The organism is Achromobacter sp. ISS7 (genome assembly GCF_056523125.1).
Genome location: NZ_JAWRZD010000001.1, coordinates 6,105,340 through 6,117,700, shown reverse-complemented (window position 1 = coordinate 6,117,700; position 12,361 = coordinate 6,105,340). Strand labels below are relative to the sequence as shown.

Annotated in this window: 15 protein-coding genes; 8 read left to right on the top strand and 7 right to left on the bottom strand. The window is 69.0% G+C overall.

Annotation, left to right across the window (positions count from 1 at the left end; genetic code table 11):
• Positions 1–54: 54 nt before the first annotated feature.
• Positions 55–1,014: a LysR family transcriptional regulator gene (locus AC1HFW_RS27805; RefSeq protein ID WP_479285940.1), complete on the bottom strand. Its 960-nt coding sequence runs from the start codon at positions 1,012–1,014 to the stop codon at positions 55–57.
• Between the two features lie 113 nt (positions 1,015–1,127).
• On the opposite strand from AC1HFW_RS27805, the gene AC1HFW_RS27800 reads away from it, so the two are divergent.
• From AC1HFW_RS27800 to AC1HFW_RS27790, 3 genes are read left to right on the top strand one after another with little or no spacing between them, the layout of a single operon-like run.
• On the top strand, positions 1,128–2,960 hold the full coding sequence (locus AC1HFW_RS27800; protein WP_006390828.1) for a gamma-glutamyltransferase family protein: 1,833 nt from the start codon (positions 1,128–1,130) through the stop codon (positions 2,958–2,960).
• 56 nt (positions 2,961–3,016) lie between these two features.
• Positions 3,017–3,988 carry a Bug family tripartite tricarboxylate transporter substrate binding protein gene (locus AC1HFW_RS27795; RefSeq protein ID WP_116520290.1) on the top strand — a complete coding sequence of 324 codons (972 nt, stop codon included), beginning with the start codon at positions 3,017–3,019 and terminating at the stop codon, positions 3,986–3,988.
• The gene (locus AC1HFW_RS27790) at positions 3,985–4,476 is read left to right on the top strand and encodes a GAF domain-containing protein (protein WP_006390830.1); all 492 of its coding nucleotides are present in this window, start codon (positions 3,985–3,987) and stop codon (positions 4,474–4,476) included. Before AC1HFW_RS27795 ends, AC1HFW_RS27790 begins: the two co-directional genes overlap by 4 nt.
• A gap of 32 nt (positions 4,477–4,508) precedes the next feature.
• Here the strand turns inward: AC1HFW_RS27790 and phnE are convergent, their stop codons facing one another.
• The 3 genes from phnE to phnC form a co-directional block, all read right to left on the bottom strand.
• Positions 4,509–5,303 carry a phosphonate ABC transporter, permease protein PhnE gene (gene phnE, locus AC1HFW_RS27785; RefSeq protein ID WP_006390831.1) on the bottom strand — a complete coding sequence of 265 codons (795 nt, stop codon included), beginning with the start codon at positions 5,301–5,303 and terminating at the stop codon, positions 4,509–4,511.
• 76 nt (positions 5,304–5,379) lie between these two features.
• On the bottom strand, positions 5,380–6,360 hold the full coding sequence (phnD, locus tag AC1HFW_RS27780; RefSeq protein WP_061073631.1) for a phosphonate ABC transporter substrate-binding protein: 981 nt from the start codon (positions 6,358–6,360) through the stop codon (positions 5,380–5,382).
• A gap of 29 nt (positions 6,361–6,389) precedes the next feature.
• Positions 6,390–7,232 (bottom strand): phosphonate ABC transporter ATP-binding protein, encoded by an 843-nt coding sequence (gene phnC / locus AC1HFW_RS27775; RefSeq protein WP_006390833.1) that lies wholly within the window; start codon positions 7,230–7,232, stop codon positions 6,390–6,392.
• Positions 7,233–7,428: 196 nt separating this feature from the next.
• Here phnC and AC1HFW_RS27770 point away from each other — a divergent pair, with 196 nt between their 5' ends.
• From AC1HFW_RS27770 to AC1HFW_RS27750, 5 genes are all read left to right on the top strand, one after another.
• Positions 7,429–7,860 carry a GFA family protein gene (locus AC1HFW_RS27770; protein WP_061073629.1) on the top strand — a complete coding sequence of 144 codons (432 nt, stop codon included), beginning with the start codon at positions 7,429–7,431 and terminating at the stop codon, positions 7,858–7,860.
• 53 nt (positions 7,861–7,913) lie between these two features.
• Entirely contained in the window at positions 7,914–8,276 is a 363-nt protein-coding gene (locus AC1HFW_RS27765; RefSeq protein ID WP_054428518.1) for an ArsR/SmtB family transcription factor, read from the top strand.
• Positions 8,273–8,812 (top strand): SRPBCC family protein, encoded by a 540-nt coding sequence (locus AC1HFW_RS27760; RefSeq protein WP_241070595.1) that lies wholly within the window; start codon positions 8,273–8,275, stop codon positions 8,810–8,812. The genes AC1HFW_RS27765 and AC1HFW_RS27760 overlap by 4 nt, the downstream gene beginning before the upstream one ends.
• Positions 8,813–9,426: 614 nt before the next feature.
• A complete protein-coding gene (gene infA, locus AC1HFW_RS27755; RefSeq protein WP_479285937.1) occupies positions 9,427–9,693 on the top strand; it encodes a translation initiation factor IF-1 in 267 nt (88 codons plus the stop codon).
• Positions 9,694–9,869: 176 nt separating this feature from the next.
• On the top strand, positions 9,870–10,184 hold the full coding sequence (locus AC1HFW_RS27750; protein WP_054460441.1) for a hypothetical protein: 315 nt from the start codon (positions 9,870–9,872) through the stop codon (positions 10,182–10,184).
• Between the two features lie 89 nt (positions 10,185–10,273).
• Here AC1HFW_RS27750 and AC1HFW_RS27745 read toward each other — a convergent pair whose 3' ends face one another.
• From AC1HFW_RS27745 to mog, 3 genes are read right to left on the bottom strand one after another with little or no spacing between them, the layout of a single operon-like run.
• A complete protein-coding gene (locus tag AC1HFW_RS27745) occupies positions 10,274–11,158 on the bottom strand; it encodes a peptidoglycan DD-metalloendopeptidase family protein (protein ID WP_205413587.1) in 885 nt (294 codons plus the stop codon).
• Entirely contained in the window at positions 11,158–11,505 is a 348-nt protein-coding gene (locus AC1HFW_RS27740) for a hypothetical protein (protein ID WP_241073968.1), read from the bottom strand. The genes AC1HFW_RS27745 and AC1HFW_RS27740 overlap by 1 nt, the downstream gene beginning before the upstream one ends.
• A 39-nt stretch (positions 11,506–11,544) precedes the next feature.
• Positions 11,545–12,192: a molybdopterin adenylyltransferase gene (gene mog, locus AC1HFW_RS27735; protein WP_479285934.1), complete on the bottom strand. Its 648-nt coding sequence runs from the start codon at positions 12,190–12,192 to the stop codon at positions 11,545–11,547.
• Positions 12,193–12,361 lie beyond the last annotated feature (169 nt).

The following is a 12,361-nucleotide window of genomic DNA, read 5'->3' as shown; positions in this document are numbered from 1 at the left end:
GCGCGCCGCCGTTGCGACACCACGCGGCGCGCAGCTCAGCGCAGGCGGCGCGCTTCAATCACGCGGCCGCGCATCCGGCCCGAGATCGGCGCACAGCTCCAGCAGGATGTCGGAAAAGCATTCCTCCGCCGCCAGCGCCTGCTCGCGCCAGCGTCGGATCAGGTTGATCGGCGGCAATTCCCAGCCGAAATCCCACGGCACCATGCCCAGCTTGCCGCGCTGGCACAGCTCGCGCGCGATGTCCTCCGGCACCACCGACACCAAAGCCGGATTGGCGCTCAGCATGCCCTCGATCACATCGGTGGAATAGGCTTCCAGCACCGGCGCGGGCGAACGCAGGCCGGCGCGGATGAAGTGTTCGACGATCAACTGGCGCGTCGGCGTGTTGACCGCCGGCAGCACCCAGTCCATCTGCGCCACCGCCGCCCAGTCCGGCGCGCGCCGCGCCAGGCGCTGCGCCAGCCGGCTGTGCGCAATCAGCCGCGGCCGCTGGCGGTACAGCACGCGATGGGTCAGGTCGTCCTGCGCCACGGTCGAGGTCGCGCGGCTGATGATGCAATCGAGTTCCTGCCGCCGCAGCATCGGCACCAGGTGGTCGGTGGTGGCGCGATGCAGCGTCAGGGTCACGCCGTGGCGCTGGTGCAGGCGGCCGATGGCCGCCGTCAGCAGCGCGCTCGACACATACGGCACCACGCCCACATGCAGATGCGCCGCGCGGCCGTCGTGCAGCGCCTCGACCTCGCGCGCCCACAGGTCCAGGTCGCCCTGCATGCGGCGGGCGCGCACCAGCGCCAGCTCGCCCAGCGGCGTGGGCTGCATGCCGCGGCCGGTGCGCAGGAACAGCGGCGCGCCGAAGATGTCCTCGAGTTCGGCCAGCGCCTTGGTGGCGGCGGGCTGGCTGACGCCGGTGGCGGCCGCCACGCGGGTCAGCGTGCCATGCTTGGCGATGTTGGCCAGCAGCACCAGGTGGCGGTGGCGCAGGCGGTTGGCGAGTCGGGCGGCATCCCAGGTCACGGCATTTTTCCCATAACTGATTGGTTATTCAATTATGCCAACAATGGACACATCAGTTATTTCCCGACCCTATACTGCGGCGTATCTCCTTGCCCCTGCCGACTCGACCGTCCATGTCCGACTTCACCACCCGCCCGGAAATCCGCGGCACTTTCGGCGTCGCCTCGTCCACCCACTGGCTGGCCTCGCAGGTCGCCATGGGCGTGCTGGAGCGCGGCGGCAACGCCTTCGACGCCGCGGTGGCCGGCGGCTTCACCCTGCAGATCGTCGAGCCGCATCTGAACGGCCCCGGCGGCGAAGTGCCGATCCTGCTGTGGAGCGAACGCGAAGGCCGCATGCGCGCGCTGTGCGGCCAGGGCCCGGCGCCCGCGCTGGCGACGCCCGCCTACTTCCGTGGATTGGGCGTGGACCTGGTGCCCGGCATCGGGCTGCTGCCCGCCACCGTGCCCGGCGCCTTCGGCGCCTGGCTGACGATGCTGCGCGACTACGGCACCTGGGAACTGGCCGACGTGCTGCGCCCGGCCATCGACTACGCCCGCAACGGTTTCCCGCTGGTGCCGCGCATCTCGCAGGCCATCCTGGCGGTGCAGGCGCTGTTCCGCGATGAGTGGACCAGCTCGGCCGCCGTCTGGTTGCCCGACGGCAAGGTGCCCGCCCCGGGCGCGTTGCTGCGCACGCCGGCCATCGCCGCCACCTATACCCGCATCCTCGACGAAGCGCACGCGGCGGCAACCGACCGCAATGGCCGCATCGACGCCGCGCTGGCCATCTGGTACCGCGGCTTCGTCGCCGACGAGATCGACGCCTACTACACCCATGAAGCCGTGCGCGACACCACCGGCCAGCGCAATCGCGGCCTGCTGCGCAAGGCCGACCTGGCCGACTGGCGCGCCCGCTACGACGATCCGGTCACGCTGCAATATGGCCGCTACACCGTGGCCAAATGCGGCGTCTGGTCGCAAGGCCCGGTGCACCTGCAACAGCTGGCGCTGCTGCGCCACCTGCAAATGGACGGACTGGACCCGGCCTCGCCGCAATTCGTGCATCGCATCGCCGAGGCCGCCAAGCTGGCCTTCGCCGACCGCGCCGCCTGGTACGGCGACCCGGATTTCGTCGACGTGCCCCTGGCCGCGCTGCTGAGCGACGACTACGCCCGCGCGCGCGCCGCCGGCATCGGCCCGCGCGCCGCCACCACGCTGCAACCCGGCGCCCCGGCTGGCCGCGCGCCGCGCCTGCCCGACCTGGAGGCCGCCGCCCGCACGCTGGCCGCGTCCGACACCCGCTTCGGCGTGGGCGAGCCGACCTTCGCGGCGCTGCCGCCGGTGGCCGAGTGGGCCGCGCGCGAGATCTTCGTCGGCGACACCTGCCAGATCGACGTCATCGACCGTGACGGCAACATGGTCGCGGCCACGCCGTCCGGCGGCTGGCTGTCATCCAGCCCGGTGATTCCAGCCTTGGGGTTCCCGCTGACCACGCGGCTGCAGATGACCTGGCTGGACGACGGCGTGCCCGGCCAGCTGCAGCCCGGCAAGCGGCCCGGCACCACGCTGTCGCCCGGCCTGGCGCTGCGAGACGGCCAGCCCTACATGGCCTTCGGCACGCCCGGCGGCGACCAGCAGGACCAGTGGACCGTGTCCTTCTTCCTGCGCCACGCCATGGGCCTGAACCTGCAGGAGGCGATCGACGCGCCGTCCTGGCACATCGACCATTTCCCGGGCTCGTTCTGGCCACGCGCGCTGACGCTGAACCGCCTGACCGTCGAGGGCCGCCTGCCCGAGGCCACGCGGCAGGCGCTGCGCGAAGCCGGCCACGACCTGCGCGTCGGACCCGACTGGTCGGAAGGCCGCATCAGCGCCTGCACCCGCGAACCCGCGGCCGGCGGCGGCCTGCTGCTGCGCGCGGCCGCCAACCCGCGCGGCATGCAGGGCTACGCGGTCGGCCGATAAACCGATTTTCCATCCAGCCGGCGACCAGACCGGCCTCATTGCAAGGGGTAAACACCATGAAGACCATCCGACGACTATTGCGCGCCTGCGCCCTGACCGTGGCCTGCGCCGCGCCCGCGCTGGCGCACGCCGCCTGGCCCGAAAAGCCGATCACGCTGATCGTGCCGTGGGCCGCCGGCGGCTCCACCGACATCCTGGCGCGCGTGCTGTCCGAAGGCCTGACGCAATCGCTCGGCCAGCCCGTCATCGTCGAGAACCGCTCGGGCGCCTCGGGCAACATCGGCAGCACCTTCGTGGCGCGCGCCAAGCCCGACGGCTACACGCTGCTGGTCGGCTCGATGAGCACGCACACCATGAACCAGGCGCTCTACAGCAACATGCCGTTCGACGGCGTCAAGGACTTCACGCCCATCGCCGAACTGGCGTTGGTCACCAACACGATGGTGGTGCACCCCTCGGTGCCGGCCAGCAACGTCAAGGAATTCATCGACTACGTGAAGGCCAACCCCGACAAGGTGGCCTACGCCTCGGCCGGCCAGGGCTCGACCAACCACCTGAGCGCCGCGCTGTTCGAGAAGGCCGCCGGCGTGAAGATGATGCACATCCCCTACCGCGGCGGCGCGCCGGCGGTGCTGGACACGGTGGCCGGCCGCACCCAGGTGCTGTTCAGCGCCGGCACGCAGACCCTGCCGCACGTGCAGACCGGCAAGCTCAAGCTGCTGGCCGTCACCGAGGAACAGCGTTCGCCGCTGTTGCCCGACGTGCCCACCGTGGCCGAGACGCTGCCCGGCTACGAACTGTCGGTCTGGTACGGCGCCTTCGGCCCGGCCGGCATGCCGCCGGAACTGACGACGCGCCTGAACCAGGAGATCAACAAGATCCTCAAGCGTCCCGACGTCATCAAGAAGATGGGCGACATGGGCGTGCTGCTGCTGGACACCACCCCGGCGCAATTCGGCCAGGTGCTGGCGCGCGATGCCGACAAGTACGGCAAGCTCATCAAGGAACTGGGAATCACCGCCGAATGAGCATCACGCCCGACACCGTCGAGCGCCTGGCGCAGGCCTATGACGAGGCCTCGGCCCCGGCCGCCTTCGCCGCGCTCGACGCGCACGCCCACGCCACGCTGGGGCACACGCTGTGCACCATCAACCGCCACGACGCCGAACGCATGCGGGTGGTGCGCCTGTACAGCTCGAACCCCGCGGCCTATCCGCCCGGCGGCAGCAAGGACAAGCGCGGCACCGCCTGGGGCCGTCACGTGCTGCTCGAACGCAAGGTCTTCATCGGCGAAGGCGCGGACGCGATCCGCGAGTTCTTCGACGACCACGACGCCATCCAGGCGCTCGGCCTGCGGTCGGTGATCAACGTGCCGGTGGTGTTCGACGGCGCCTGCCTGGGCACCGTCAACTTCCTGATGCCGCGCGCGGCGCTGGCGCCGGCCGACATCGCCGCGGCCCGGCTGGCGGGCCTGCTGGCCCTGCCGGCCTTCCTGGCGCTGACGCCGGCCGATTGAGCCATGGGGTGCGCCGCGGCGCGCCCCGGTCTTCAGATCAATGCGCGGCGGATGCGGGCCGACGCCATGTCGATCACGACCACGAAGCCGACGATGATGATCATCACCGCGCAGGTTTCGGCATAGCGGAAGCTGCGGATGATTTCCCACAGCACGGTGCCGATGCCGCCGGCGCCGACGATGCCCACCACCGAGGCCGAACGCACGTTCGATTCGAAGCGGTACAGCGAATACGAGATCCACAGCGGCAGCACCTGCGGGATCACGCCGTAGACGATCTCTTCGAGCGCATTGGCGCCAGTGGCGCGCACGCCCTCGACCGGGCGCGGGTCGATGGCCTCGACCGCTTCGGAGAACAGCTTGGCCAGCACGCCGGTGGTGTGCACCCACAGCGCCAGCACGCCGGCGAAGGGCCCCAGGCCTACCGCCACGATGAACAGCATCGCGAACACCATTTCATTGATGGCGCGGCAGGCGTCCATCAGGCGCCGCATCGGCTGGTAGACCCAGGCCGGCACCATGTTCGACGAGCACAGCAACCCCAGCGGCACCGCCACCAGGATCGCCAGGAACGTGCCCCACACCGCGATCTGCACCGTCACCACCATCTCGTCCAGGTACATGCGCCAATCGCGGAAATTGGGCGGGAAGAAATCGGCGGCGAACTGGGCCATGTTGCCCGAGTCCCGCAGCAGGTCCAGCGGCCGCATGTCGGCGCCGCGCCAGGACATCACCAGCAGCGCCAGCACGAAGGCCCATACGAGCAGGACCGGCAGCGACGAGCGCGGCGCGGCGGGGGAACGGGAAGAAGGCACGGCCAGGGTCATGGGAATTCCGGAGTAGAGAAATCGGATGGACGCGCGCCGGCGCTTGACGGGCAAGCGCCGGCGCAACGCGGCATCGTTACTGCTTGGCGGTGGGCTGGCCCAGGCTGGCCAGCTTGGCGTCCAGGTCGGCCAGCTGCTTCTGCTTCTCGGCCTGGCCGATGGTGGCGTCGGCTTCGATCTTGGCCTTTTCACGCGCCAGTTCGATCTGGCGGATCGGCACCAGCTGCTGGTTGTCCGAAGCGCGGAAGCCCTGGTAGGTCAGCGCCTTCAGGTTGGCCATTTCGCGCGCGGCGTCCTTGCCCTTGCCGTAGTTGACGAAGAAGTCGCGGATCTTGGTCTTCAGGTCAGCCGGCAGGTCGGTGCGCATGACCAGCGGATCGGCCGGAATCAGCGGCGACTTCCACAGGATGCGCACGCTGTCGTTGGCATCCTTGCCGGTGTTCAGGCGATAGCGCTCCAGCGCCTCGGTGTTGTTGACGGCCACGTCGACCTGCTTGTTGATGACCGACAGCAGGTTGGTCTCGTGGTTGCTGACGCGCACCGCCTTGAAGAAGGTCTTCGGCTCGATCTTGTTGGCGCCCCACAGGTAGTAGCCCGGCACGGCGGTGCCCGAAGTCGAGTTGGGATCGCCGGCGCCGTAGGTCAGCTGGCCGCGGCGCTTGAGCACGTCGTCCAGGGTCTTGAGGTCGCTGTCCTTGTTGACGATCAGCAGCGACCAGTAGCCCGGGTTGCCGTCCTTGTCGATCACCGAGGCGAACACTTCGCCGCTGGCGCGGTCGACTGCCTCGATGGCGGCCTTGTTGCCGTACCAGGCCATCTGCACCTTGTTGAAGCGCATGCCTTCGATGATGCCGGCGTAGTCGGAAGCGAAGAACGGCTTGACCGGCACGCCGATGGCGCGGCTCAGGTCGTCGATGACGGGCTGCCAGACCGACTTCAGGTTGGTCGACGATTCCGTCGAGATGATGCCGAAGTTCAGCGTCTTGGCGTCTTGCGCATGGACTTGCGTGGACAAGGCGGCAGCGGCGATCAGGGCAACAAAGGTTCTGCGTAGCATGGAAAGCTCCGGGTAGGGAACGGGTAAGGTCAGGCCGCGTAGGCCTGTTGGGAAAGCGGCGCCAGGCCCGGCAGGGACTGGGCTTGCGGCGCGTATTCGGGAAGCAGCTCGCTCAGTTCCGAGCCGTACAGGTCGCGCAGCATGGCCGGCGTCAGGTCGGCCGAAGGGCCGTCGTAGACCACCTTGCCGTGGCGCAAGGCCACCACCCGCGGGCAGTAGCGCAGGGCCACGTCGACCTGGTGCAGCGACACCACCACGGCCACCTTGCGGCTGCGGTTGATGTGCGCCAGCGTGTCCATCACGCGGCGCGAGGATTCGGGATCGAGCGAGGCGATCGGCTCGTCGGCCAGGATCACGCGGGCGTTCTGCACCAGCGTGCGGGCGATGGCCGCGCGCTGCTGCTGGCCGCCGGACAGCGTCGAGGCGCGCTGAAATGCATAGTCGTCTATACCAACCTGGGCAAGGGCGTCGAGGCCCTGGCGGACTTCATCGCGCAGGAACACGCGCGTCAGGCTGCGCCACATCGGCACCCGCGGCAGCAGGCCGGTCAGCACGTTGGTGATCACCGGCAGGCGGCCCACCAGGTTGAACTGCTGGAACACGAAACCGATGCTGGCGCGCGCGCCGCGCACCTGGCGCGACAGGCGGCCATGGCGCTGGATCAGCTGGCCATTGACCGTGACGCTGCCCTGCCCGGCGTCGCCGACCACGAAGCCCGCCAGATGGCGCAGCAGCGTCGACTTGCCCGAGCCCGAGGCGCCCAGCAGCGCCACCATCTCGCCGTCGGCCACGCGCAGGTCGACGTTGTCCAGCGCCCGCGCGCCGGGATGGAAGGACTTGCTCAGCCCCTGTACTTCGATGGCGTATGTCATCGTTGAAACCCCTTGGATTGGTTCATTCGCGCATTCTGTTTTCGCGGCATGACAGCGCGATGACCTGACGATCGAATCATTTGGCTGAAAATAGGGGTCATGGCAACCGACTGAAAGACATCCGTCATATATGGCCGCGCCAGCGTCGCGGCCGGCGGGTATATTCAAGGAATCCCCCTTCCGACAGGCGGTCATCATGCTCAACGGTTCCTGCCTCTGCGGCCGCGTTGCCTACCAGATCACCGGTCCGCTCACCGACGCCCTCAACTGCCATTGCGCCATGTGCCGCAAGTCGCACGGCGCCGCCTTCCGCAGCCGAGCCACCGTTCAGGCCAAGGATTTCGCCTGGACCAAGGGGGAAAACCACGTCACCTGGTATTGCTCGTCGCCGGGCAACTATCGCGGCTTCTGCGAAGCCTGCGGCACGCCGCTGCTCAGCCGCTTCGACCAGACGCCCGACATCTACGGCCTGCCGCTGGGCGCGCTGGACGACGACCCCGGCATCAAGCCGGGCGCGCACTGCCACGTGGCCAGCAAGGCGCCCTGGTTCGACATCACCGACACCCTGCCGCAGTACCCCGAGGCCTACGAGGACGCGGAAACGGCGCTGCCCCACGCCGTTACATAAAAATTCAACCAGATAGTTGAGCCTGGACCGGAGGGATGGTTATATTCAACCTTATGGTTGAATCATTGCCTCCCCCGTCCCTCGATGCCGTCTTTCGCGCGCTGGCCGATCCCACGCGCCGCGACATGCTGCAACGCCTGGCCGGCGGAGACCGGACCATCGGTGAACTGGCCGCGCCCCTGCGCATGAGTTTCGCCGGCGCCTCCAAGCACGTGCAGGCGCTGGAACGGGCCGGCCTGCTGCGGCGGACCGTCAACGGCCGCAGCCACGTATGCAGCCTGAATCCGGCCCCGATGGCCGAAGCCATGCAATGGCTGCGCTTCTATGAACATTTCTGGTCGGGCCGGCTGGACGCGCTCGAAGCCGCGCTGGCCGCCCATGCGCCCCCGACCGCATCCCCCGGAGAGCCAACATGAGTGATTACGGTGTCGTCACCAGCCCCACCTCCCTTTGCTTCACCCGCGTCCTGCCCGGCAGCGTGGAACGGGTCTGGGCCTTCCTGACCGAATCCGACAAGCGCGGGCTGTGGCTGGCGACCGGCGACATGGAGCTGCGCGAAGGCGGCGGCGTCACGCTGCGCTTCGTGCACGCCGACCTGTCGTCCGTGGCCGAACCCACGCCCGAGCCCTACAAACCCTATGAGAACGGCGTCACCACGCACGGCGTCATCACCCGCTGCGAGCCGCCCAGGCTGCTGGCGTTCACCTGGGGCGGCTCGCAGGGCCAGCCGTCGGAAGTCACGTTCGAACTGTCGCCGGAAGGCGACGGCACCCGGCTGGTGCTGACCCACCGCAAGCTGGCCTCGCGCGCCGACATGATCGACGTGGCCGGCGGCTGGCACGCGCATCTGGGCGTGCTCGCGGCCCGCCTGGCCGGCCGCGAGCCAGGCCCGTTCTGGTCGGCGCTGCGGCGCTGGGAAACGGACTACCAGGCGCGCATCCCGGCGCAATAAGGGACGCCATCCCCGCCCCGCGCCCGGCGCCACGGGGCGACCGCCCCCCGCGTTTCCAGCGGCCGGATCGCGCGCCGCGCAGTCGTTCAATAGCAACTATCACGCCATCAGGGCGGATAAAAACTGGCTAATCATTGCGCTTTGCAGTAACATAAGTCCGTGATTTTTCCGCAAAAACCGGGCTTCGTTCACGACATTGAGTGCCAACCCACGGTGGCAGTCTGAGTACCTACCCGCAGTGGCGGGTCTGGCCGGACTTACGCCCGGCATTCCTGCAACGCTGCAACCGGTTTTCTTGGGTGAAACCTGCCCTTGCCCCGTGGCGCGACCCGCGTCGCCCGGTATCGCAGCAGACACTCCAACCCGCTTCTTCCGGCGACGTGCCACAAGCGCCGACCCGCGACCAAGCTGCGCATCACGCGCACACTGCCCTCGCGGCGCGAGTATCCGTCATTTCAGACATCCACTTGGGATGCCGTGGCCCATACCCGCGCTTGCCCGGACGTTTTACGTTCAACCGCTGGACCTGGCTAACAGAGTCCGACGCGCTCGCCATCCCCGGGTGGCGCGCCATGCCGACGGCATGGCGGCGCGTATTGATCAAGGAGTAGAGAATGGCTAAAGAAGAACTCATCGAACTGGACGGCATCGTCGACGAAGTGCTGCCCGATAGCCGCTACCGCGTCACCCTGGACAACGGCATCGAAGTCGGCGCCTATGCCTCGGGCCGCATCCGCAAGCACCGCATCCGCATCCTGGCCGGTGACCGCGTCACGCTGGAAATGTCGCCGTACGACCTGACCAAGGGCCGCATCAACTTCCGCCACAAGGACGAGCGCGGCCCCGCCCCGACCAACCGTCCCCAGCAGTACCGCCGCTGAGCCGCGGGGCCGGCGTTCACGCCGGCCTGCCGCCGCCCGGGCGGGCGCCCCGCCGCGGATTGCCCCGTGGCCTTAAACTCGCGCGCGCCCTGCCGTAGTAATGCGCAAGACCCCGGTTCGTGAAAGAATGGCGCTCCCCGGCGCCAGGCCCGGCGGAAGACGCATGAAGCAGCAAGATGGATCTGACACAGGAATTGAAAGAAGCGGCCGACCAGCTCTCCCTCACGCGAAGACGATTCGCCAAGGGGGAAGAAGGCCTGCGCCTGCTGCACCAATCGCGTGAAGCGTTCATCAACAGCCTGCGCAATACCGGCCTGACCTACGCCGAAGCCAAGACCAAGTACGACAACTGCCTGGATGAACAGGAAGTGCAGTTGCACGGCATGCTGGACCAGATGATGTACGCCGAGCGCATGCACCAGTACGTCCTGCATCGCATCTCCCTGCAGCAGCCGCAGGACGCGCCCGCGCCGCAGGCGGCCACCGCCTGAAGGCGGCCCGGCCCTTTCCCCAGCCATCGAGTTTCAAAGCGGCGCCGGCGCCCGGCGCGGTTTTGCCGCGCCCGCGGGCCCCGGCGGCGTCAGGGCTTGAAGGCACCGATGAAGATCGCGGGATCGACCCGCGCATCGTTCAGGCTGACGTTCCAGTGCAGGTGCGGGCCGGTCGCCCGGCCGGTCGCGCCGACCTTGCCGACCACCCCGCCCCGCGCCACGGCATCGCCCACCTTCACGTCGATCGCCGACATGTGGCAGAACATGCTCACGAAGCCCTGGCCATGGTCCAGGAAGACGGTCTTGCCGTTGAAGAAATAATCCCCCACCAGCGACACCACGCCCGCGGCCGGCGCCTTGATCGGCGTGCCCGCGGGCACGGCGAAATCCAGGCCGGAATGCGGATTGCGCTCTTCGCCGTTGAAGAAGCGGCGCAGGCCGAACGGGCTGGACAGGCGGCCGCCGCTGACCGGGCGATCGAGCAGCAGGTTGCTGGGCGTGACCCCGGCGCGGTAGGCGCGGTTGGCGGCGCTCTGCTCGGCCATCTCGCGCTCGATGCGCTTCATGTCGTCCGGGTCGGGGTTGACCTGGCGCGGGTTCTTCAGCGTGATGTGCTGCGCCACGTACTCCTTGGCGCGCACGGTGAACGGCAGCTGGCGCGTGCCGGCGGCGTCACGCACGGCAATCTCCTGCTGGCCCGGCTTGACCGCCAGCGGGATGCCGACCACGGCGATCCATTGCTTGCCGTCTTCGCGCACCACCAGCACGCGGCGGTCGCGGTAGGTGACCTCGGGCGCCGTCGCCGCGTCGCCCAGCGCCAGCACGGCGACGCCACCCGGCACCGGCGCATTGAGCTTGCGGCTGATGAAGCCGCCCTGCTGCGCGGCCGGCGCCTGCTTGGCGCGCGCCGGCAGGGCCAGGCACACCGCGGCCGCGGCCAGGCCCAGCCGCAGCATGTCTCGGCGTTGCGGCATCACTGCTGCAGGCACAGGTTGGCCGGTTCGATGATGCTCTGGTCACGCCGCGCGATGCGGGTCGACAGGCGGGCCTCGGTCTTGCCCTTCCAGGTGGTGGTGGTCAGCACCGCCTCGACGCCCAGGCTGTCCGACTGGATCAGCTCGAAGCCGTTGCGCACCGCCTTGCGCTCGAAGCGCACGCCCTGGTCCTTCCAGGCGGCGGCGACGCAGTTGGTGTATTCCTCGGCCGTGCGCGGGGTCGAGCCGTAGAACACCGGATCGCGGTCGCGGACGTCTTTGACGTTGGCGCAGGCCGACACGGCGAGCACGACGGCGGTAAGGGACAAGGCGGTACGGACCTTCATATCAGGACTCTCTGGCGATGAATGGAAAGAGGCGGCCAACTATACCGCAGCGTCCGGCGACGGCTGCGGGCGGCGCGCCGACTTGGGGCGGAACGCGGCGATGACCTCGGGACGGGTCTCGGCGTAGGGCCCGCCGATCAGGTCGATGCAATAGGGAATGGCGGCGAAGATGCCCGGCACCAGCGTCGAGCCGTCGTCGCCCTTCAGGCCCTCGAGGGTCTCGCGGATGGCCTTGGGCTGGCCCGGCAGGTTCACGATCAGGGCCGCATGCGCGGGCCGTTCGCGGATCACGGCGACCTGCCGCGACAGGATCGCGGTGGGCACGAAGCGCAGGCTGATCTGGCGCATCTGCTCGCCGAAGCCCGGCATTTCCTTGGTGCCGACCGCCAGCGTGGCCTCGGGCGTGACGTCGCGCCGCGCCGGGCCGGTGCCGCCGGTGGTCAGGACCAGATCGCAGCCACAGGCATCGACCAGCTCGATCAGCGTCTCGGAGATGCGGGCCGCTTCGTCGGGAATCAGCCGGTCCACCGCCTGCCACGGCGAGGCCAGGGCGCCGCCCAGCCAGGCGCGCAGCGACGGCAGCCCCTCGTCCTGGTAGGCGCCGGCCGACGCGCGGTCGGAAATCGACACCAGGCCGATGATCAGTTCGTCGGGATGGCGGCGGGCGATACGGGTAGGGGCGGTCATGGGCGCTCGGGCGTGAAGTGGGCGGAAGGCGCGGGGGAACGGGCGCCGCCGGCGGGCCGGGGCGCGGTCAATCCTGGAAATCCAGGACCCCGCCAGACAAGGATGCTATCGCATTCTCCACGCGGCGGCCGGCCGGGCGCGCGGGTGCCCCTGTGGCAAAAAGGGGAAT